This is a genomic window from Mesorhizobium sp. WSM4817 (assembly GCF_055811135.1).
This window is the reverse complement of sequence record NZ_JBVVQQ010000033.1, coordinates 37067-57504: the sequence shown is the minus strand read 5'-3', so window position 1 is coordinate 57504 and position 20438 is coordinate 37067. Positions and strand designations below refer to the sequence as shown.

General features: G+C 64.5%; 19 protein-coding genes and 1 pseudogene. 11 read left to right on the top strand and 9 right to left on the bottom strand.

From position 1 onward, the window contains the following. The coding region (locus AC0L2K_RS30715; RefSeq protein ID WP_473533170.1) for a hypothetical protein at positions 1-250 on the top strand (250 nt) is incomplete at its 5' end. A gap of 92 nt (positions 251-342) precedes the next feature. Here the strand turns inward: AC0L2K_RS30715 and AC0L2K_RS30710 are convergent. Continuing rightward, a complete protein-coding gene (locus tag AC0L2K_RS30710) occupies positions 343-1686 on the bottom strand; it encodes a DUF3422 family protein (protein ID WP_287173163.1) in 1344 nt (447 codons plus the stop codon). A gap of 199 nt (positions 1687-1885) precedes the next feature. Here AC0L2K_RS30710 and AC0L2K_RS30705 point away from each other — a divergent pair, with 199 nt between their 5' ends. Genes AC0L2K_RS30705 through AC0L2K_RS30695 form a run of 3 tightly spaced genes read left to right on the top strand, consistent with a single transcriptional unit; the run spans position 1886 to position 4684 of the window. Next, the gene (locus AC0L2K_RS30705) at positions 1886-2689 is read left to right on the top strand and encodes a FadR/GntR family transcriptional regulator (RefSeq protein WP_127318954.1); all 804 of its coding nucleotides are present in this window, start codon (positions 1886-1888) and stop codon (positions 2687-2689) included. Between the two features lie 49 nt (positions 2690-2738). Next, positions 2739-3875 carry an alpha-hydroxy acid oxidase gene (locus AC0L2K_RS30700; protein ID WP_023800346.1) on the top strand — a complete coding sequence of 379 codons (1137 nt, stop codon included), beginning with the start codon at positions 2739-2741 and terminating at the stop codon, positions 3873-3875. 26 nt (positions 3876-3901) lie between these two features. Beyond that, positions 3902-4684 carry a metallophosphoesterase gene (locus AC0L2K_RS30695; protein WP_051407863.1) on the top strand — a complete coding sequence of 261 codons (783 nt, stop codon included), beginning with the start codon at positions 3902-3904 and terminating at the stop codon, positions 4682-4684. Between the two features lie 5 nt (positions 4685-4689). Here the strand turns inward: AC0L2K_RS30695 and AC0L2K_RS30690 are convergent, their stop codons facing one another. Together AC0L2K_RS30690 and AC0L2K_RS30685 are read right to left on the bottom strand one after the other, a co-directional pair. Continuing rightward, positions 4690-4821: a hypothetical protein gene (locus AC0L2K_RS30690; protein WP_473511478.1), complete on the bottom strand. Its 132-nt coding sequence runs from the start codon at positions 4819-4821 to the stop codon at positions 4690-4692. 283 nt (positions 4822-5104) lie between these two features. Then, positions 5105-5803 carry a type 1 glutamine amidotransferase gene (locus tag AC0L2K_RS30685; protein WP_473533173.1) on the bottom strand — a complete coding sequence of 233 codons (699 nt, stop codon included), beginning with the start codon at positions 5801-5803 and terminating at the stop codon, positions 5105-5107. Positions 5804-5890: 87 nt separating this feature from the next. Here AC0L2K_RS30685 and AC0L2K_RS30680 point away from each other — a divergent pair, with 87 nt between their 5' ends. From AC0L2K_RS30680 to AC0L2K_RS30665, 4 genes are all read left to right on the top strand, one after another. Then, the gene (locus tag AC0L2K_RS30680; RefSeq protein ID WP_287173162.1) at positions 5891-6583 is read left to right on the top strand and encodes a hypothetical protein; all 693 of its coding nucleotides are present in this window, start codon (positions 5891-5893) and stop codon (positions 6581-6583) included. Positions 6584-6614: 31 nt separating this feature from the next. Beyond that, positions 6615-7349 carry a 16S rRNA (uracil(1498)-N(3))-methyltransferase gene (locus AC0L2K_RS30675; RefSeq protein ID WP_023800341.1) on the top strand — a complete coding sequence of 245 codons (735 nt, stop codon included), beginning with the start codon at positions 6615-6617 and terminating at the stop codon, positions 7347-7349. A 248-nt stretch (positions 7350-7597) separates the two neighbouring features. After that, entirely contained in the window at positions 7598-8971 is a 1374-nt protein-coding gene (locus AC0L2K_RS30670) for a glutamate--cysteine ligase (protein ID WP_023800340.1), read from the top strand. Positions 8972-9085: 114 nt separating this feature from the next. Next, entirely contained in the window at positions 9086-9973 is an 888-nt protein-coding gene (locus AC0L2K_RS30665) for a DUF937 domain-containing protein (RefSeq protein WP_473533169.1), read from the top strand. Positions 9974-10125: 152 nt separating this feature from the next. On the opposite strand, the gene AC0L2K_RS30660 is transcribed toward AC0L2K_RS30665, so the two are convergent. Continuing rightward, on the bottom strand, positions 10126-10416 hold the full coding sequence (locus tag AC0L2K_RS30660; RefSeq protein WP_023800338.1) for a DUF1127 domain-containing protein: 291 nt from the start codon (positions 10414-10416) through the stop codon (positions 10126-10128). 176 nt (positions 10417-10592) lie between these two features. On the opposite strand from AC0L2K_RS30660, the gene AC0L2K_RS30655 reads away from it, so the two are divergent. Continuing rightward, positions 10593-11543 carry a LysR substrate-binding domain-containing protein gene (locus AC0L2K_RS30655; protein WP_023800337.1) on the top strand — a complete coding sequence of 317 codons (951 nt, stop codon included), beginning with the start codon at positions 10593-10595 and terminating at the stop codon, positions 11541-11543. Between the two features lie 3 nt (positions 11544-11546). Here AC0L2K_RS30655 and AC0L2K_RS30650 read toward each other — a convergent pair whose 3' ends face one another. Beyond that, positions 11547-13760, bottom strand: coding sequence for a putative bifunctional diguanylate cyclase/phosphodiesterase (locus tag AC0L2K_RS30650; protein ID WP_473533168.1), 2214 nt, complete (start codon positions 13758-13760; stop codon positions 11547-11549). A 115-nt stretch (positions 13761-13875) separates the two neighbouring features. Here AC0L2K_RS30650 and xseA point away from each other — a divergent pair, with 115 nt between their 5' ends. Both xseA and AC0L2K_RS30640 read left to right on the top strand, forming a co-directional pair. Next, a complete protein-coding gene (gene xseA / locus AC0L2K_RS30645) occupies positions 13876-15441 on the top strand; it encodes an exodeoxyribonuclease VII large subunit (RefSeq protein WP_287173152.1) in 1566 nt (521 codons plus the stop codon). 9 nt (positions 15442-15450) lie between these two features. After that, a pseudogene (locus AC0L2K_RS30640) lies at positions 15451-16569 on the top strand (DmpA family aminopeptidase). Between the two features lie 60 nt (positions 16570-16629). On the opposite strand, the gene AC0L2K_RS30635 reads toward AC0L2K_RS30640, so the two are convergent. The 4 genes from AC0L2K_RS30635 to AC0L2K_RS30620 all read right to left on the bottom strand — a co-directional run bounded on the left by AC0L2K_RS30635 (position 16630) and on the right by AC0L2K_RS30620 (position 20253). Beyond that, positions 16630-16884, bottom strand: coding sequence for a DUF768 domain-containing protein (locus tag AC0L2K_RS30635; protein WP_287173149.1), 255 nt, complete (start codon positions 16882-16884; stop codon positions 16630-16632). Between the two features lie 491 nt (positions 16885-17375). Beyond that, entirely contained in the window at positions 17376-18131 is a 756-nt protein-coding gene (locus AC0L2K_RS30630) for an ATP-binding cassette domain-containing protein (protein ID WP_128175238.1), read from the bottom strand. Further along, a complete protein-coding gene (locus AC0L2K_RS30625) occupies positions 18124-19176 on the bottom strand; it encodes an ABC transporter permease subunit (protein ID WP_027156329.1) in 1053 nt (350 codons plus the stop codon). The genes AC0L2K_RS30630 and AC0L2K_RS30625 overlap by 8 nt, the downstream gene beginning before the upstream one ends. 96 nt (positions 19177-19272) lie before the next feature. After that, positions 19273-20253: an ABC transporter substrate-binding protein gene (locus tag AC0L2K_RS30620; RefSeq protein WP_128175240.1), complete on the bottom strand. Its 981-nt coding sequence runs from the start codon at positions 20251-20253 to the stop codon at positions 19273-19275. Positions 20254-20438: the final 185 nt, after the last annotated feature.

Here is a 20438-nt window from a genome sequence, read left to right as displayed (position 1 = left end):
TTCCCGATCCCGGTCCCGGGGGGGGGGGGGGGGGCGCCCGGGCGGGGGGGGGGGGGGGGGGGGGGGGGGTTTGGGGGGGGGGGGGCGGGGGGGGGGCGGGGCGCGCGGGGATATGATAGGGCCGGGGTTGGGATTGGGGTTTGGGGGGCCCCCGGGGGGGGTGGGGGGGGGGGGGGGGGGGGTGTGGTGTGTCAGCCCCCCCCCCCTGGGGGGGGGGGGCCCGCCCGCGCCCCCCGAGGGGGTCGTCTAACGCAAATCGCCAACGTCGTGTCCCGCCGCGAAACGAGGTTGGCGCTCTATGCGATACGACCCCCCTCTGGCCGCTTCGGCGACATTTCCCCCTCAAGGTGGGAGATTGCCTGACTGCTCGCCTGCCGGCTTGGCGGGTTCGGAGTGGAGGCGGCGCACTCGGCGCACGCCCCACCAGACCAGCAGGATGGCGAGCGGCACCGAGGCGGCGGTGACGACCTCGGGCGCGACGGCATGGCCGAAGACCGAGGCGCCCTTGGCGAGGTAGCCGATGAGCCCGACGACGTAGTAGGAGACGGCGGCGACCGAGAGACCCTCCACCGTCTGCTGCAGCCGCAACTGCAGGCGGGCGCGGTTGTTCATCGACGCCAGCAGATCGCGGTTCTGCTTCTCGACCTCGACGTCGACCCAGGTGCGCAGCAGCGTGGTGGCGCGGGTGAGCTTGGTCGACAGATTGGCCTGACGCTCCTCGACCGAACGGCAGGTGCGCATGGCGGGGGCGACGCGGCGCTGCAGGAAGCCGCCCCAGGTGTCGTAGCCGGGCACCGCCTCTTCCTCCAGCGCCTCCAGCCGTTCGCGGACGATGCCGTCATAGGCGCGGCTGGCGCCGAAGCGATAGAGGCTGGAGGCTGCATCGGCCTCCAGTTCGGCGGCAAGCTCGGTCAGGTCGGCAAGCAGCGTCTGGTTGTCGCGGGTTTCGGCGACCTTCATTTCCAATGTGGTCTGCGCCAGCCGGTCTTCGATGCGGCGCGCGCGACCGGACAGCATCAACGCCAGCGGCAGGCCAAGCATGGCCAGCGTGCGGTAGGTTTCGATATCGATCAGCCGCTGCGCCAGCGCGCCGGTGCGTGCCGGCGTCAGGCCGCGGTCGAGCACCAGCATGCGGGTCATGCCGTCACCGTCCTGGCGGAAATCGGTGACGATGGCGGCGTTGCCGCGCTCGACCAGCGAATAGCACAGGCTGGTCGGGTCGAAGCCGGCGATCAGCCTTTCGCTCGCCTGCGTCCATTTGCGGATTTCGAGCCTGATGCCGGAAATCACCGTTCCCGGCGGCGAAAAGCCGTTGCCGAAAGGCGAACCTTCCTGGCGCTGGCCGCTCTCCGAGAGCGGTCCTTCCCATAGATAGGTGGAGAATTCCGTATGCCGCTCCCAGCGCAGCGAGCCCTTGCCCCACTTCATCGCGTGGTGGCGGGCATGAGGGTCAGGCGCGGCGATGCCGAGGCGCCGCGACAGTTCGGAAAGCACTGCCTGGTCGACGCCGGAGCCGGCTTCGGTCATGAACGAAAGCTGCACCAGCACGCGCGGCTTCTCGACCAGCGGATGCGGACGGGCGTGAACCTCGCCGAGCGCGCCAGGCCGTCCCTCATGCGCGGGAAAGCCCATGACGCTGCCCTCGACGCGCGGCTGGAATTTTGGATTCGACGGGTCATCTGCCACGGCTGGCCCCCCGGGCCTGGTGCACTCGCGTCCCTCTAGAGCCTATTGCCGGGGCACGCAAACGACAAATTAGCCGAAAGCGATATGCCGGGACGACGTCGGACCCGGCCAAGTGGGCGAACTGGATAAATAATTTGACCAGTTGCCGACACAGGCTTTATCCTGCGCGACACCGGTTCAATCCCCCAGGCCATCCCCGTTGAGCGACATTTTCTCCAGGATCGAGCATTCCCGCACCGCCGACGAGGTGGTGCAGCAGATCGAGAGTCTGATCCTCGAAGGCGTTCTGCGCACCGGCGACAGGCTGCCGGGCGAGCGCGAGCTGGCGCGCCGGTTCGAGGTGTCGCGGCCGATCCTGCGCGATGCGCTGAAGGCGCTGGAGGGGCGCGGGCTTTTGACGACCCGGCCCGGCGGCGGCACCCATGTCGCCGATGTCATCGGCCAGCTGTTCACCAAGCCGGTGACGGACCTGATCTCCATGCATCGCAAGGCGGCGACCGACTATCTGGAATACCGCCGCGAGATCGAGGCGGTGGCGGCCGAGTACGCGGCGCGGCGCGCCACATCAGACGACCTGGCGCTGCTCGACCGCATCATGGCGCGCATGGACGAGGCGCACCGGACCGGCAATTTCGACGACGAGGCGGAAATCGACGTCGAGTTCCACCACGCGATCTGCGAATGCGCGCACAACATCATCCTGTTGCACACGCTGCGCTCGTGCTACCGGCTGCTGTCGGAGGGCGTGTTCCAGAACCGGCTCCTGGTGTTCAACGTGCCGGGCGCGCGCGAGGCGCTGCTTTCGCAGCACCGGGCGATCTACGCAGCGGTCAAGGCCGGCGATCCGGCGGCCGCACGGCAGGCGGCGATGGACCACATCACCCATGTCGAACGCACCATGGCCGAGGCCGAGCGCAGCGGCGACTGGCAACGCGTGTCGCGGCTGAGGCTGATGCAGCGCTCCGAAGCCGGCGACAGCGAGCCGGCACGGAAACGCTCGTGAGCGCCGGCCAAGAATTGCGACGAATTAGCGAACCATCAGCGGGAAGCCCATGAGCATGATCCTCACCATCGCCGATCTCAAGGACCTGGCGCGCCGCCGCGTGCCGAAGATGTTCTTCGACTATGCCGATTCCGGTGGATGGACCGAAAGCACCTACCGGGCCAATGAGGAGGATTTCCAAAAGATCAAGTTCCGCCAGCGCGTGCTGGTCGACATGAGCAACCGCTCGCTGGAATCGACCATGATCGGCGATAAGGTGGCGATGCCGGTGGCGCTGGCGCCGACCGGCATGACCGGCATGCAGCACCCCGACGGCGAGATGCTGGCGGCGCAGGCGGCGGAGGAATTCGGCGTGCCGTTCACGCTGTCGACGATGAGCATCTGCTCGATCGAGGATGTCGCATCGGTGACCAGGAAGCCGTTCTGGTTCCAGCTCTATGTGCTGCGCGACAAGGATTTCGTCCTCAGTCTCATCGACAGGGCGAAGGCGGCGAAGTGCTCGGCGCTGGTGCTGACGCTCGACCTGCAGATCCTCGGCCAGCGCCACAAGGACATCCGCAACGGGCTGTCGGCGCCGCCGCGCTTCACGCCGAAGCATGTCTGGCAGGTGGCGACCAGGCCGGGCTGGTGCCTTGGCATGGCCGGCACCAAGCGCCGGACTTTTCGCAACATCGTCGGCCACGCCAAGGGCGTCGGCGACCTCACCTCGCTGTCGTCGTGGACGACGGAGCAATTCGATCCGCATCTGTCGTGGAAGGACGTCGCCTGGATCAAAGAGCGCTGGGGCGGCAAGCTGATCCTGAAGGGCATCCTCGACAAGGAGGACGCGCTGATGGCGGCCAAGACCGGCGCGGACGCGATCATCGTCTCCAATCATGGCGGACGCCAGCTCGACGGCGCGCCGTCGTCGATTTCGGTGCTGGAAGAAATCGCCGACGCGGTCGGCGACACGATCGAAGTGCATATGGATGGCGGCATCCGCTCTGGCCAGGACGTGTTGAAGGCGCTGTGTCTCGGCGCCAAGGGCACCTATATCGGCCGGCCTTTCCTCTACGGCCTCGGCGCGCTCGGCAAGGATGGAGTCACCAAAGCCTTGGAAATCATCCGCAAGGAGATGGACATAACGCTGGCACTGTGCGGAAAGCGTCTGGTGACTGACATGGGCAAGGATCAGCTTCGGCGTTAGACTCCCGTGGCGGCATGATCACGGAGATGGAAGCATTGACTGCCCTCGGCATCCACTTTCTCGACGCGCGCGGACCGGAAGGCATGCGCATCTATGCGGTCGGCGACGTGCATGGCCGGCTCGACCTGCTCGCCGCCATGTACCGCCGGATTGCGGCCGAGATCAGCCAGGCGCGGCCGGTCGACTGGCGTGTCGTCCATCTCGGCGACTATGTCGACCGCGGCCCGGACTCCAAGGGCGTCATCGATTTCCTGATCGAAGTGCGAAAACGCGACCCGCGCCACCTGATGCTCGCCGGCAACCACGACATCGGCTTCCTCGACTTCCTCGACACTCCCGATGCGGACGGGCTTTTCATGCGCTACGGCGGCATCCAGACCGCGCAATCCTATGGCGTAGCGCTCAATGAAGGTGGCGGCGCGTGGTTCGGCAGGTCCGAGGCGGCACTGCGGCAAGGCCATGCAGCACTTGTCGAGGCCGTGCCGAAAAGCCATGTCGAGTTCCTGCAGTCGCTGCCGTTCTCACTGACCTTCGGCGACTTCTTCTTCTGCCATGCCGGCATCCGGCCGGGCATTGCGCTGGAAAGTCAGAGTGCGCAGGACCTGATCTGGATTCGCGATGTCTTCCACACTCATTCCGGCCTGCATCCAAAAATCGTGGTGCATGGCCACACGCCGGTGCCGGAGGCCGAGGTGATGGTCAACCGCGTCAATATCGACACGCTCGCCTACCAGACGGGAAACCTCAGCGCGCTCGTCGTCGACGGAGCCGACAAGCGTATCCTGGTGGTGTCAGGCGAGAGGGGTTAAAGCGCTTAGCGAAGCGCGGCGGTGACGCCGTAGCCGTCGACGGCGTTGTGGTTGTTGGCTGCGTCGCCGGCATAGGTGCCGAGGCCGCACAAGAAGATGGCCGACAACATGACAAAGGACAGAAGCGCTGCTTTCACGGACGTCATCTCTTGGTTAGGCTTTCTGCATCTGTGCACGGGGTGGGTTACGAATGGGTTGAAACGGAAAAGCGTCTCAAAGTTTCGACGATTTCGCTGCTTTTAGGCATGTTCTGTATCGGCGATGTGTCGCGCGGGTGACCCAAAAGGTTCATCGCGTTGCACGGATGATGCAGAGCGCGTGCCTTCTAGGGTGGCGGGCGGTCACAAGCCAAGCACGAAACATGCTGTCCACAGCGGATTTTTGCCGGCGTGCCAAATATGCAACGTCGGTACTGACTGATCAGATCGTCGCCACCCAGGCGCGGGCGATGGCCAGCCCGGCGGCGTCGGCAGCCGCTCCGTGGCGGGCCATTTCGTCATCGAGCCGATCGCTCCAGTCCGGGTGCCGCTCGGCAATGAGCGATGCGAAGGATGCGCTCCAGTCGCGGACCATCGGCCCGTCCGCCTCGAAATGGAACTGAAAGCCATAGACGGCACGGCCGATGCGAAACGCCTGGTTCTCGGCGACTTCGTTGCCGGCGAGCCGCACGGCATTTTCGGGCAAGACAAAGGTGTCGTCGTGCCATTCGAAGATCAGGAAATTTTCGGGCAGCGCTGCGAGCACCGGATCGGCCGTCGCCGCCGGCGTGAGCGAGACCTTGTGCCAGCCGAATTCCGAGGCGCCGCCGATCCGGTTCTCGCCGCCGAAGGCGCGCGCCACCAGTTGGCTGCCAAGGCAGATACCGAGCACGGCGCGATCCTTGCCGGCGAAATCGCGCGTCAGGTCGAGCAATTCAGGAAAATACGGGCAGATCTCGTCGTCCAGCGCATTCTGGGCGCCGCCGAGCACGACCATGGCGTCGTGCGCAGCGCTGTCCTGCGGCAGCATCTCGCCACCATAGGGCCGGCGCAGATCGATATCGGCGCCTGCCTCGACAAGCGCTGCGCCGATCTGGCCAAGGCCCTCGCTGTCGAAATTCTGGACCACCAGCACCCGCATCGAAAAACCTGCTGACATGAAAACGATGCGACGAGCGATATCATGCCGCCGTCATTCCGGCCAAGATACGTATTCGGGGAGAAAGCTATGCCACTGCAGAATCGGGTCGACCCGTTCGGCGTCATCCACGCCGTGCCGGAGCGCGGCCTGTTCATGGGCAATCGCGGCATCATCCATGACCCCGAAACGAAGACGCTGCTGAAAAAGCGCTGGGCGCTGCAGGCCTGGATCATCTGCGTATGCGGATTCCGCGATGTGCGGCGCGAACCGATGGGCCGCAACAGGCAAAGCGACGACCAATCGGTGGGCAAGGCCGGCTGGACCGAATTGTTTTTCCTGGACGAGGTGACCGCACTCTCGGCCGGGCATCGGCCCTGCTTCTTCTGCCGGCGCGAGCGGGCCAGGGACTTCGTCCGGCGCTTCGGCATGGCCTTCGGCATTGCCGCGCCGCGCGCACCGCAGGTCGACAAGCGGCTGCATAGGGAGCGGCCGGCGTCGGGTGGGCAGGCACCGGTCGTATCCGTAGAAGAGCTTGCCGGGTTGCCGGACGGCGCCATGGTTGCGGACGACGGCAATGCCTATGCGATGCGCGGCGGCAAGGCGCTGCGCTGGTCGTTCGCAGGCTATGGTGATCGTGTGGGGGGCGATCCGGTGGACGGCGATCCCGTGGGGTTCGGCGGTTTTGCCGACCGTCCAATCCGCCTGCTCACGCCGGCGACCACCGTTGCCGTGCTGAGGCAAGGCTATTTGCCAGTGTGGCATCCGTCGGCCGAGACTTGACGCCAAGAGCCGGCTCGCCCATTCCTCGGCGATGCGCGCCAATTACAAGATGCAGCGGCTGTTCGTGCCGGACGACCTCGGACCGGATATCGAGTTCGAGGCGAGCCCGCAGCAGGGCCATTACCTGATGCATGTGCTGCGGCTCGGCGAGGGCGCCGAAATCCTGTTGTTCAACGGCCGCGACGGCGAATGGTCGGCTTCTATCGCCGCCAGGTCCAAAAAGACGGTGCGGCTGAAGGTGCTGGCATTGCAGCGGCCGCAGCCTCCGCTGCCCGATCTCGTCTACTGCTTTGCGCCGCTTAAGCAGGGTCGGCTCGACTATCTGGTGCAGAAGGCGGTCGAGATGGGCGCCGGCGTCCTGCAGCCGGTCATTACCCAGCACACGCAGGTGGCAAAGCCCGGCATCGAACGGCTGCGCGCCAATGTCGTCGAGGCCGCCGAACAATGCGGCATCCTTGCGGTGCCGGAAGTGCGCGAAGCGGAAAAAATCGAGCGCCTGCTGGCCGGCTGGGACAAGGAGCGGCGGTTGATCTTCTGCGACGAGGATGCTTCCACCAACAATCCGCTGCCGGCGCTGCAGGCGGTGCGGGAGAAGAAGCTCGGGCTGCTGGTCGGCCCCGAGGGCGGATTTTCCGACGAGGAACGAAGGATGCTGCGGGAGCTGCCTTTCGTAACCGCGATTCCTCTCGGTCCGCGCATCCTGCGCGCCGATACGGCTGCTGTGGCGGCGCTGGCGGTGATACAGGCGACAATCGGAGACTGGTGAGGCACTTCCCTTCTCCCCTTGTGGGAGAAGGAAGAAGCAGCCAATCAATTCCAGTTACCCTGTGGCTCAGGATTTTTCGCTTGATCGCCTACTGACATTTCGTCCATCTAGCGCCGGCGGTCGTCCGACCACCTACAGCGCCGCGCGTCCTTTCGGACGCGCAAAGGACGCTGTAGCACTTGATTGGGCACATGATCCTTTCCGAAAATCGAAGCCGATTTTCGGGGTCATGTGCTAGAGGACTTGTAATGGCGCGCGACACAACCGATTTCCGGCCGATCGAAGGCGTCGACGAGCTTGTCGAGCACCTGGCTGAAGGCAACAAGCCGCGCGACAAATGGCGCATCGGCACCGAACACGAGAAATTTCCATTCTATGTCGACGGCAATGCGCCGGTGCCCTATGGCGGCGAGCACGGCATCCGCGCCATTCTTGAGGGCATGCAGGAAAAACTCGGCTGGGATCCGATCATGGATGCCGGCCGCATCATCGGCCTGGTCGAGCCGACCGGCCGGGGCGCGATTTCGCTGGAGCCCGGCGGCCAATTCGAACTGTCCGGCGCGCCGCTGGAAACGATCCACCAGACCTGCCGCGAGGGCAATGCGCATCTGGCGCAGGTGCGCGAGATCGCCGAGCCGATGGGCATCCGCTTCCTCGGGCTCGGCGGCAGCCCGAAATGGTCGCTGGCCGAGACGCCAAAAATGCCAAAGTCGCGCTACGAGATCATGACCCGCTACATGCCCAAGGTCGGCACCAAGGGCCTCGACATGATGTACCGCACCTGCACCATCCAGGTGAATCTCGACTTCGAGAGCGAGGCCGACATGCGCCGCAAGATGCAGGTGTCGCTGAAGCTGCAGCCGCTGTCGACGGCGCTATTCGCCAACTCGCCGTTCACTGAGGGCCGGCCCAACGGATTTCAGAGCTGGCGCGGCGACATCTGGCGCGACACCGACAATCAGCGCTCGGGACTGCTCGACTTCTGCTTCTCGCCCGATTTCGGCTTCGCCGACTATGTCGAATGGGCGCTCGACGTGCCGATGTACTTCGTCATCCGCGACGGCCACTACCACGACATGACGCACGTCTCCTTCCGCCAGTTCATGGCAGGTGCGGCCCGCAACGAGATTTCTGACGGGCTGCCGACGATGGGCGATTGGGCGAACCATTTGTCGACGCTGTTCCCCGACGTGCGACTGAAGCGTTTCCTTGAAATGCGCGGCGCCGATGGCGGACCATGGCGGCGCATCTGCGCGCTGCCGGCTTTTTGGGTCGGGCTGCTCTACGACGCGGCGGCGCTCGACGCGGCCGAGGCGCTGACCTCAAGCTGGAGCTATGAAGAGGTGCTGGCGATGCGCAACGCCGTGCCGGAACAGGGCATTTCGGCGCCGTTCCGCAATACGACACTGCGCGAGATCGCCCGCGACGTGCTCGTCATCTCGCGCATGGGGCTGAAGAACCGCGGCCGCAAGAACCGCGACGGCTACGACGAAACGTCGTTCCTCAGCACCCTGGACGAAGTCATCGCGCGCGGCACCACCAGCGCCGAGGAACTGCTCTCCGCCTATCATACGCGCTGGGGCGGCTCGATCGAGCCGGTGTTCATGGAGTATGCGTATTAGCCGTTTGCTATCGGCTTGGCTGACAGTTCGGGAAACGCGCTTTCCGAAATCGATTCCGATTTTCGGGCCGATGCGGTAGGCTCTTCTACGAGGATTTTCCCGAGGAGAAAACCAATGGCTTCCTTGTTCGACATTCTGGCGCAGGCGCAGAACGGTAACGGCATGCAGGCCCTGGCCCAACAGTTCGGCCTTTCGCAGCAGCAAGCGCAATCGGCGGTCGAGGCGCTGCTGCCGGCCTTTTCACAGGGGCTGAAGCGCAGCACCTCCGACCCGTACGGGCTCGGCGCGTTCATGACGGCAATGGCCAGCGGCCAGCACGCCAAATATTTCGAGGACGCAGGCCGGGCCTTCTCGCCGCAGGGCGTCGATGAAGGCAACGGCATTCTTGGCCATCTGTTCGGCTCGAAAGACCTGTCCCGCGCCGTTGCCAGCCAGGCAGCGCAGGCGAGCGGCGTCAGCCAGCAGATCTTGCAGCAGATGTTGCCGGTCGTGGCTTCGATGATGATGGGCGGCCTGTTCAAGCAGACCACAAATCAGATGCAGGCAGCAGGCGGATTCGGCGGCGGCAGCAATCCGCTCGGCGAGATCATCGAGCAGATGATGCGGCAGGCCGGTGGCGGCGCACCGGCGCCGCAACAGCGCCAGGCGCCGCAGCCCGGCCCGATGGACAATCCGTTCGGCAAGGTGCTGCAGGACATGTTCGATGGTGCGCAGCAGCCGCAGGGTCAGCCGCGGCAGGCGCCCAATCCCTACGGCGACAATCCGCTCGGCAAGGTGCTGCAGGACATGTTCGGCGGCGGCGCGCAGCAGCCGCAGCCGCGTCAGGCGCCGCAGCAGCGCGAAACGCCGCAGCCGCAGACCAATCCGAGCGGCAGGCCACGCAATCCGTTCGACGATTTGTTCGGCAAGATGTTCGAGGCAGGTGCGCAGCAGCGTGACGACTACCAGAAGGGCATGGAGTCGATCTTCGATCAGTTCAAGCGAGGCATGGACCGGCGGTAGCGTGAAGCTGGCCTTCGGCTGATTTCAAAAAGAAAAATGCCCGATCCTTGGGAGGACCGGGCAGTGCGCAGGCGGGCCGGCGGGGAAACCGGCAGGGAGTGGGAGCCTGCGAAATCCAAGCACCGCGCGCCCTAAGGGCACGCAACCATCGATCAGGTCACTTTGCGGGCAATATCCTCGATCGTGTCTGTGCGATCGGCTGCGATAATGCGAAGCCTCTCGGTTGGATCGCGGCCAAACGGCACGTCGATGGCGACGTGGAGATCGGCTCGCGTCAAGCCGATGTCGGCAAGTTCGGCGTCCGACATCTCGCCAAGGCGATAGAAGGCGCGGCGGTTTTTCCAGGCGCGATAGACGCTGGAGATGGTGTTGACCACGCGCGTCGCAATAGCCGGACGCGACGTGATGCGCGAAGTCTCGGTGGCGAAATCAAACGTAGCCATGTCAGTCTCCTTCATTCGAACGGACGAAGACGCGCGATCGGCGCTGGCAACAGCGGCCGTTCCGGTCCCGATTCACATGCTGTCATGTGGACAGTCGTAAATTTGCCATCGTTCGATTGATTAATCCAACGAATGTTTCTAATCTTTAACATCAACACTAGTGATGGATGGGACCGATGAAAGCGCCACTCGATCTCGATCAATTGCAGACCTTCGTCTCGATCGTCGACACCGGCAGCTTCACCCGCGCGGCGGAAGCGGTGCATCGGACCCAGTCGGCGGTGTCCATGCAGATGCGCCGGCTGGAGGAGCGGATCGGCAAGCCGCTGTTCGAAAAGGACGGGCGCACCAACAGGCTGACCGAGGAAGGCGACAGGCTGCTCTCCTACGCAAGACGGTTGCTGTTCCTCAATCGGGAAACGCTGGCCGCCTTCGACGACCGGCGGCTCGAAGGCACGATCCGAATCGGCACGCCGGACGACTATGCCGATCGCTTCCTGCCCGAGATCATGGCCCGCTTCGCCCGTTCCAACCCACGTGTCGAACTGACCGTGATCTGCGAGCCGACGCCGGGGCTGGTCGAGCATATCAAGCGTGGCAATCTCGATCTGGCACTGGTGACGCATAGTGACGCGCACGGCCAGTCGGAAGTGGTGCGGCGCGAACCGCTGCTGTGGGTGACTTCGGCCAACCATGCGACGCATGAACAGGACGTTCTGCCGATGGCCTTCGGCCGGCCGAACTGCATCTGGCGGCGGGCCGCGGTCGACGTGCTCGACCGGCAGAACCGCGACTACCGCATCCTGTTCACCAGCTTCTCGGCGACCGTCATCACCGCCGCGGTGCTTTCCGGCCTGGCGATCTCGGTGCTGCCGGAATGCGCGCTGCGCCCCGGCATGCGGGTGCTGGGCGACGCCGACGGATTCGGCGCCCTGCCCGATTGCCGCATCGGCATCATGCGCGGCCAGACGTCGCGGCCGGAGATCGTCGACGCGCTGGCCCGTCACATTTCGGAAAGCCTCGACAATATTTCCGTGCCGCTCGGCGAAGAGACGGGAAGCTTCGACTTCGCAGCCTTTTCGAAGATGAAGCGGGGCAAGCCGAACCAGATCGTGCCGGGCTGGTAAGGATCAGGCGGAAACTGCTGCCGGCGTGCTGTCCTTGCCAGGCAAAAGGCCGGCCAGCCGCAGCAATTGCGCCGGCTCCAGCGGCAGCGACAGCAGATGGCCCTGAAACTCTCGGCAGCCCATGGCGACGAGCAGCGCCTTTTGCTCCTCGGTCTCCACGCCTTCCGCGGTGACGCCGACGTTAAGAGCGTCGGCAAGATCGACAAGCGCCCTGACGATCGCCGCTGAACTCTCGTCGCGGCCGAGGAGGTTCACGAAGGAGCGGTCGATCTTGAGCTTGTCGATAGCGTGGCGGCGCAGATAGTTCAGCGACGAATAGCCGGTGCCGAAATCGTCGAGCACTATGGCGATCCCCGACCGGCGCAAGGCAGCCAGAGCCGTCCTGGTCGTATCGTTGTTGTCCAACAGCACGCCCTCGGTGATCTCGAGCTGCAGGCGCCCTGGCGCCAATCCGGTCTCGGCGAGAACCGCCGCAAGCTGCTCGGCGAAACCGGCGTCGCGCAGTTGCAGCGGCGACACGTTGACGGCCACCCAAGGCAATTCGGTGCCGACAGCGAAGCGGCAAGCCTCTTGCAGCACCCATTTGCCAAGCTGGCCGATCATGCCACGTTCTTCGGCGATGGCGATGAATTGTGCCGGCGGCAAGCCACCGTGGACCTCATGTCCCCAGCGGATCAGCGCCTCGGCACCGAGGATCGTGCTGCCGTCCGCCGCAAAGATCGGCTGATACGCCAGCTTGATCCCGGTTCCGCCATTCAGGGCATGGCGAAGCTCGCTCTCAACCTGGCGCTTGCGCAACAGCAGGTCGTCCATGTCGCCGGCAAAGACCTGGTAGCGGCCGCGGCCGTTCTTCTTGGCTTCATAAAGCGCGATATCGGCCTTGCGCAGCAAGTCGTCCGCATCGGCATCCGGACCGGTCGACAATGCTATGCCGATGCTGGCGCTGACAAAAACCTGGTCGTCGGCCAGCTTGAACGGCTCCTGCAGCTTTTGAAGCAGACCCTCCGAAACATCCTCGGCGCCTCGGATGTCGTCAACATCAATCAGCATCATGGCGAACTCATCACCGCCGAGCCGTGCCACCGTGTCGACCTCCCGGATTGCCTGCTGGAGCCTCGCGGCGGTCTGGCGGACAAGCTCGTCGCCGGCAGGATGGCCAAGCGTGTCGTTGACATGCTTGAAACGGTCGAGGTCGAGATAAAGAAGCGCCACTTTGGCTGTTTCGTGACTGGCCGTGAGCAAAGCGCGCCGGAGCCGGTCCTCGAACAGCGCCCGGTTGGGAAGGCCGGTGAGCGTGTCGTGGAAGGCGAGATACTGCGCCTCGGCCTGACTGGTCTGCAGCGCCGACGATGCACGGCGGAGGCGGCGCAGCAGGAATGCCAGGACACCTGCCGCGAGCAGCGCGCCACCGATCAGGGCCGGCCCTGCCTCGCGCACAAGCGCGCTGCCGGGCCGCTCCTGATCCCAGCCGGCATAAGCCAGGATGACGCCGTGTGAGTCGACCAGCGGAATGGCAGCCCCGCCGACCGGCTGCGACAACGGCAGCAGGCGGGCGCCCGCCAACAGATATTGCCCGGCGATCTTGGCCAGCAGCGCGTCGGTGATGAAGTCCACCGAGATATGAAGGTATTCGCTGCCAGGCGTCTGGATGACGCGGTCGGAACTCGGCACCAGCGGCATGATGCTGAGGATGGCAGGTTTTCCGTCAAGCTCCACCAGATCCCCTGCGGCCAATTTGACCGGACCGCCGGCCAGGTCTTCTTTCGCCGGCTCGCGGATCAACCGGCGCACCCTTTCGACCGTGGGCAACAGAACCGGCTCATCCTCGCTGTAACGCGCCGGCGCCAGCACGTTTCCTTCACGCATCGCATGGACCGGACGATCGGCGGCATCCAGTACATAGACCCGATCATGCCCATAGTAGGAATACATCCAGACGCTGATGTTATCGATCATCCAGTCCACGTTGCCGGCCTTGGCATTGATGACGGAATCGTCCCAGACTGCGATGCTTTCCTGCTCGCGATCCACCGCCGCCATCCGGTCCCGCATGCCGTTGGCGAAAAGGATTTTCTGCCGCTCGAGGGAGACGCTATCCGCCTGCACAGTGGCGTAAAAGCCAAAGCCGACGACCATGGCAAGCGCGAAAATGGCAAGCGCCATCACCGTCAGCGTGACCTGGAACGTTAATGGGCTGCGTTGAAGACGACGGCTCATGCGTCCTGGCCACTCTCTTTTCCACACAGTCATCAGATCGGGTTAAGATCGAGTTATGACATCGGCTACGAGCGACGGCCTTGACGCCGGCCAACAACCGCCCCCCAATCGGCTAATGAGCGACGCTGCATCCGAATCACGTACCAACGCCACCGAATACACGGTCAGCGAGATTTCCGGCGCGCTGAAGCGCACGGTCGAGGACGTCTTCGGCAATGTCCGGGTGCGCGGCGAAATATCAGGCTATCGCGGGCCGCACTCCTCCGGCCATGCCTATTTCTGCCTCAAGGACGACCGCGCACGGCTCGACGCCGTGGTCTGGAAGACCACAATGGGCCGGCTGAAATTCCGCCCTGAAGAAGGCATGGAGGTGATCGCCACCGGCCGGCTCACCACCTATCCCGGAAAGTCCACCTACCAGATCGTCATCGACAATCTGGAGCCCGCCGGCGCCGGGGCGCTGATGGCTCTGCTGGAAGAGCGCAAGCGCCGGCTGCAGTCCGAAGGCCTGTTCGATGCCGGCCGCAAGCGCTTGCTGCCGTTCATGCCGTGCGTCATCGGCGTCGTCACCTCGCCGACAGGCTCTGTCATCCGCGACATCATCCACCGGATCAAGGACCGGTTTCCGCTGCATGTGCTGGTCTGGCCGGTGCGAGTGCAGGGCGAAACGGCCGGCGCGGAAGTAACCGCCGCCGTCAACGGCTTCAACGGACTGGCGCAGGATGGCGTCATCCCGCAGCCCGACCTGCTGATCGTGGCGCGCGGCGGCGGCAGCCTCGAGGATCTTTGGGGGTTCAATGACGAGGCGCTGGCCCGCGCCGTCGCCGCCTCGCGCATTCCGGTGATTTCCGCCGTCGGCCATGAAACGGACTGGACGCTGATCGACTTGGCGGCGGATGTGCGGGCGCCGACACCGACGGGTGCCGCCGAAATCGCCGTGCCCGTACGCGCCGACCTCGAAGTGACGCTTGCCGGCCTTGGTGCGCGGCTCAAGGCCGCGGTGTCGCGCAATTTCGAGCGCAAGCGCCAGGCGGTGCGTGCCGCCACCCGGGCGCTGCCCTCGCCCGACCAGTTGCTGGCATTGCCGCGCCGACGTTTCGACGAGGCGACGAGCCGGCTTGGCCGAGCGCTGTCCGTCAGCGTCCAGCGCAAGCGAGCCAGGCTTCAGGCGCAGCGGCTGACGCCAGCCACCCTGTCGCGACGCATGAACGAGGCCCGCACACTGGCCGGCCGCGACCTTGGCCGCGCGCAAGCGGCGTTCTTCGCCATCGTGCGCGAGCGGCGAACGCGGTTTTCGCGCACCGCGGCGCGGCTGTCGCCGGCGCCGCTCGCAAGGCGGCAGAAATTGCAGGCAGATGCCCTGACGGCGCTGTCGCGGCGGCAGGACCGGGTGATTTCGGTGCGGCTCGAGCGTTTGCGCGGGAAACTGACCCAGGCCGACCGGCTGCTGGCGACGCTGTCGCACAAGGCGGTGCTGGCGCGCGGCTTCGCACTGGTGAAAGATGCCGACGGCGCAGTGATCAATCAAGCGGCGGAAGTGGCGCCGGGGATGGCACTTTCGCTGGAGTTCGCCGACGGAACCGCCGATGCGGTTGCGACCAGCGGCGCGGCACGGCCGAAAACTGTTGCAAAGCCGGCCCCCAAAGCCAAGGAGCCTGGCAGCCAAGGCTCGCTGTTTTGAGCGCCGATGATTTCCGGCAATCCACATCACCAGACGACGCCTTCCGGCAAGCAGCGCGCGCGAGCCTTCGGCATTCGTTTGACGGCACGCCCGGACCGTTCAACGCCATCACCGATGTGGCTGGCGTTGCGGTCGGTTATTCGACGCTGATTTCGGGCGAAGGTGCGCTGGTGGTCGGCGAGGGGCCGGTGCGCACCGGCGTGACCGCCATCCTGCCCAGACCGCGCGCCGAACTGGCCACGCCGGTGTTTGCCGGCATTTTCGGCCAGAACGGCAATGGCGAATTGACCGGCTCGCACATCATCGAGGAAACCGGTGCCTTCGATTTTCCGATCACCATCCTGCGGCGTTTCACGCGACGGAACGCTGCGCTGGATGCAGCGCGTGCTGCCGGCCGCGCTCGACAGCGGCTGGGGCCTGCCGGTGGCGGCGGAGACCTATGACGGCTTCCTGAACGACATCAATGGCCACCATCTCGGGTTTGAGCATGTCGCCGCGGCCCTCGATGGCGCGACCAGCGGATCGATCGAGGAAGGCAGCGTCGGCGGCGGCACCGGCATGATCGCCTTCGGTTTCAAGGCAGGCTCCGGCACGGCATCGCGCCTCGTCGAATGGTACGGCCGGCGCTACACGGTCGGCGCGTTCGTGCAGGCGAATTTCGGCACGCGGAGCAATTTTACCATTCGCGGCCTGCGCGCCGGGCCCGATCTCGTGGCACCGGCGATCCACGAAAGCACGCCGCGCGCCGAGAAGGGCTCGATCATCGGGATCGTCGCCACCGATGCGCCGTTGCTGCCGCATCAGATGAAGCGCTTGGCACGCCGGATGCCGCTCGGCGTCGCCATGACCGGCGGCTTCGGCTATCACAGCTCGGGCGATATTTTCCTGGCCTTTTCGACCGCCAACCGCGAGGCGGCGCTGGCGCCGCCAGGCCGCATCGCCAGCGCCGACTTTATCCCGGATACCGACATCGATCCGTTCTTCGACGCCGTGATCGGAAGTGTGGAGGAAGCGATCCTCAATGCGCTGGTCGCCAATGACGACATGACCGGGCGCGACGGCAATTTCGTGCCGGCGCTGCCAAAGGCATGGCTCAAGAGCAAATTCGGGGCTAGGCAGGGAAAGTAGAACTGTGTGGCGTGTCACGCGTCGTACAGGTGAATAGACGCCTTTTGCCGGGTCGGCATGTCACTCGGCAGGCTTGTCCGAATTCTTTTCGTCCTGGTCGGCCTCAGCCGCCTCTTCCAGCCTCGACGCGATAAGTTCCTGAATGTCGCCGACCTCTTCCTGGATATCCTCCAGCGGTATGCCGGCCTCAGCAGCCTTCGCCGCGCATTCCTTGGCGAGGGTCTCGGCCTGCTCCTCGATCCTGTCCAGCGAGGACTGGCAGTGGACCTTTTCGCCGATCCACTCCTGCAAGAACTCGATCGCGTGTTCGCTCATGCTGCTGTTCCCTGGCGGCTGCGCCGGTTGGTAATCATAAACGCCGGCATCCCCGAAAAGATGCACGCTCCTATTCCAACCGAGTCGCCGTCACCCGGCAAGCCGATCTTGCCCAAGCTCCACAGGGCTGACGGAAATCGAAGGTTCAAGGAGCACATTCTAATTCTGAAGGAGATTCTATTTTCCTGAGCAGACTGGCACCGTTGGCTGGGATCAGGTGCCGGATCGCGCCATTGTTTCTACTTGTTATTTTCCGGCAAACCAGTCAATTTGTATGACAATAGGTATCACATTACGCGGCACGTTTGCGGCGCCATTCGCTGCGCAACCCTAGGGTACGCGGCCAAAGCCGCCGCTATATAGTGACATCCTCAGGCAATGTCGACCCTGCTCGCCGTCCTGCTTCCTTCCGCCGCGCCGAGCGTATCTGGATGGCATTTTGTCACCGTCGGGGCGAGCATGTTTCGCCGGAAATCGGGCGGGCGCTCGGCCTATCCGCCAACCATAAGCTTGACGACTTCGTCATGATTAGTCTCCGAAATCTTGCGCTCGCCGGCCTGGATGCCGCGGCGCAGCACGACGATACGGTCGGAAACGGCGAAAATGTCCTGCAGATTGTGCGAGATGAAGATCACTCCCCGGCCTTGCGCCTTGAGCTGGTGGATGAGCGAGATGACCTTGCGCTGCTCCGGCACCCCGAGGGCCGCGGTCGGTTCGTCCATGATCAGGATCTGCGCATCCCAGTAGACGGCCCGGCCGATGGCAACGGCCTGCCGTTGACCGCCGGAGAAATTGCTGACCGGGGCGTCGAGCCGGCTGACATGGAAGTCCAGCCGTCCCATCGTCTGCTTGGCGGCGACGGCCATCGCCTTGCGATCGAGCACCGGCAAGAAACCGAAAGCCTTGCGCATGGGTTCACGCCCGAGGAAGATATTGGCGCCGATGGACAAATTGTCGGCGAGAGCGAGATCCTGATAAATGGTCTCGATGCCTTTTTCGCGCGCCTCCTGCGGCGTCGCGAAGGTGACCGGCTGCCCCCTCAGCAGAATTTCACCGCCGGTCGGCTGAAAGACGCCCGATATCGCCTTGATCAGCGTCGTCTTGCCGGCGCCGTTGTCGCCGGCCAGCGCCACCACTTCGCCCGGCCGCACGGCCATGGAGAAATCGTTCAGCGCCTGTACCGCGCCGAAATGCTTGGAAAGGTGCCGGACTTCGAGGAGGGGGGCGGTTTGTTCGGAACTATTCATCCTGGCGAGCTCCACTGAACCGGCGCTGCGCCTGGTCGATAAGGACGGAGATAATGATGACGAGGCCGACGGCGATGAACTGCCAGAACGGCTCGACATTGACGAAAACCAGCCCGTATTGAATGACCGCGATGACCAAGGCGCCGGCGACCGTCCCGAAGATGGTGCCTGAGCCACCGAACAGGCTGGCGCCGCCGATTACCACGGCTGCCACGCTGTCCAGCAGCAAGGGTTCGCCGGCCTGGGCGGCGCCCGCGGTGAAGCGCGCTGCATAGAGCGCGCCCCCGAGGCCGGCGCACATCGCCGAAAGCACGTAGAGGCGCAGGATGTGGCCCCTGATGTCGATGCCGGCGCGGCGCGCCGCCTGCACATTGGCGCCGATGGCGTAGTTATGCTGGCCGAACCGGGTCTGGCTCAGGATGTAGTGCATCACCACGACAAAGACGGCGGCAATGATGACGAGATAAGGCACCCCGTAGAACCTGCCGTTGCCAAGCAGCGCGAACCAGGAATTCTGGACCGGCACCGTCGTGCCGCCGGCCAGCAGGAACGCAGCGCCGCGCGCCACGCCAAACATGCCAAGCGTGCCGATAAAAGGGGGAATTCTGAGGCGCGAGATCAGCAAGCCATTGATGACGCCAGGCACGCCGGCGACGATCACGGCCGCCAGAATGCCCAACATCATGGCCAGAGGCACCGGCATGGCGACGCCAGCCATATTCGTAGCGTGGGCGGCGACGACGGCCGCGAGACCCATGATGAAACCCAGCGAGAGGTCGATGCCTCCCGAAATGATGACGAAGGTCTGCCCGGTCGCCAGCAGCAACGGCGCCACGGCGAATATCGCAATGGACTGCACGTTGAACGGGTTGAGCACGAAGGTCGCGCCGAAGGAGAGCCTCGACCAGACCTCGAAACAGATGATCAGGCCCGCAAGGAACAGCCAGGCGCGCCCTTCGGCGATGCGTGCGAGCCAGCTCCTGGCCGGATCACCGTGATCCGCCTGAGGAGCGACATGCGTTTCGGTTGGTGATGTTGAAGTCATGGATGGTTCCGATCCGCAGAGCGGCCTCCGACAAACAGGGTCAAAGCGACCCGGCGCAGGTCTCCTTCCGGCAGGCCGGAAGGAGACTGGCTGGACTTATTCGGAATAGAGGTATTTCGAGATGTTCGGGTCGGCGATGTTGGCCTTGTCCATGATCGTAAAGCCGGTGCCGATCGCAACCGGGATCGACTGGCCGGTCAGATGGGCATAGGCCGACACGACGCCGAAATAGCCGATTTCCGCGGGATGCTGGGCAATCGCGACGTCGACAAGGCCAGAGTTGATGTTGTCGGCAATGCTGGTCGGCGCGTCGAACGCCACGACCTTGACGGTGCCGGTCTGCCCGGCCTGCTGGACGCCATTCGCCGCGCCAAGCGCCGAGAACAGGTTTGCGCCGAACACCCCGACGAGATCGGGATTGCGCGCGAACACAGCCTGCAGCTGCGAGGCGGCCTTGTTGGCGTCATTGTCGTTGAACTGGGTTTCGAGAACGGTGATGCCGGTATGGTTGGCCGCCATCTCCTTCTTGAAGCCCTCTTCACGCTGGTCGGTGGTCGAAATGCCGGGCTTGACGTTCGAAACGTAGACCTTGCCCTTGTCGCCTATGGCCTTGGCCAATGCCCGCGCGGCGATCTCGCCGCCCAGAATGTTGTCGGAGGCAATATAGGACAGTGGGAAATCCGCCTCGCCGGCGCCGGTCTGGTAGACGCCGCTGCCGATGAAGGTGTCGACGGTGATCACCGGAATGCCGGCGTCATGGGCCTTGCGCAGGGGTTCGACCAATTGAACCTTGTCGGTCGGCGCGATCAGGATGGCATCCGGCTTCTTGGCGATGACCGCGTCAAGCACGGGGACTTGCGTTACCGGATTGAAATCCGGGGCGCCCTGGAAAACCAGGGTCACACCAAGGGCATCGGCTGCCGCCTGGGCTCCCTTGCGCATGGTGATGTAAAAGCCGTCGGTGGTAAGACCCGGAATGAGCGCAATGGTGTATTTTTTGTCCTGCGCCAATGCGGGCGTGACCAGCGCCGCTGCGCAGATGGCGAGAGCCGCCAGAGCGGCAACAATCTTCTTCATAACATCCTCCTCCTAATGTTGGCAGATTTTGCCGTTGCGAGTCGTCCCGGCTCTGTGAAGTGCTGGCGGCGAGAAGCGGGTTTCGCCTGCTTGCTGTTATGGGGCAGCCTCCTCCCAAGCGCCCCAGTCATTAAATCGACCGTCGAAACCGACCACCCTGCTGCGCAGTCCCGTTACGAGCCTCC

Coding starts and splice junctions, on each gene's coding strand:
- AC0L2K_RS30700 (WP_023800346.1), top strand. CDS start 2,739: ATGAGCATGATCCTCACCATCGCCGATCTCAAGGACCTGGCGCGCCGC.
- AC0L2K_RS30695 (WP_051407863.1), top strand. CDS start 3,902: ATGGAAGCATTGACTGCCCTCGGCATCCACTTTCTCGACGCGCGCGGA.
- AC0L2K_RS30685 (WP_473533173.1), bottom strand. CDS start 5,803: ATGCGGGTGCTGGTGGTCCAGAATTTCGACAGCGAGGGCCTTGGCCAG.
- AC0L2K_RS30680 (WP_287173162.1), top strand. CDS start 5,891: ATGCCACTGCAGAATCGGGTCGACCCGTTCGGCGTCATCCACGCCGTG.
- AC0L2K_RS30675 (WP_023800341.1), top strand. CDS start 6,615: ATGCGCGCCAATTACAAGATGCAGCGGCTGTTCGTGCCGGACGACCTC.
- AC0L2K_RS30670 (WP_023800340.1), top strand. CDS start 7,598: ATGGCGCGCGACACAACCGATTTCCGGCCGATCGAAGGCGTCGACGAG.
- AC0L2K_RS30665 (WP_473533169.1), top strand. CDS start 9,086: ATGGCTTCCTTGTTCGACATTCTGGCGCAGGCGCAGAACGGTAACGGC.
- AC0L2K_RS30660 (WP_023800338.1), bottom strand. CDS start 10,416: ATGGCTACGTTTGATTTCGCCACCGAGACTTCGCGCATCACGTCGCGT.
- AC0L2K_RS30655 (WP_023800337.1), top strand. CDS start 10,593: ATGAAAGCGCCACTCGATCTCGATCAATTGCAGACCTTCGTCTCGATC.
- AC0L2K_RS30650 (WP_473533168.1), bottom strand. CDS start 13,760: ATGAGCCGTCGTCTTCAACGCAGCCCATTAACGTTCCAGGTCACGCTG.
- xseA (WP_287173152.1), top strand. CDS start 13,876: ATGAGCGACGCTGCATCCGAATCACGTACCAACGCCACCGAATACACG.
- AC0L2K_RS30635 (WP_287173149.1), bottom strand. CDS start 16,884: ATGAGCGAACACGCGATCGAGTTCTTGCAGGAGTGGATCGGCGAAAAG.
- AC0L2K_RS30630 (WP_128175238.1), bottom strand. CDS start 18,131: ATGAATAGTTCCGAACAAACCGCCCCCCTCCTCGAAGTCCGGCACCTT.
- AC0L2K_RS30625 (WP_027156329.1), bottom strand. CDS start 19,176: ATGACTTCAACATCACCAACCGAAACGCATGTCGCTCCTCAGGCGGAT.
- AC0L2K_RS30620 (WP_128175240.1), bottom strand. CDS start 20,253: ATGAAGAAGATTGTTGCCGCTCTGGCGGCTCTCGCCATCTGCGCAGCG.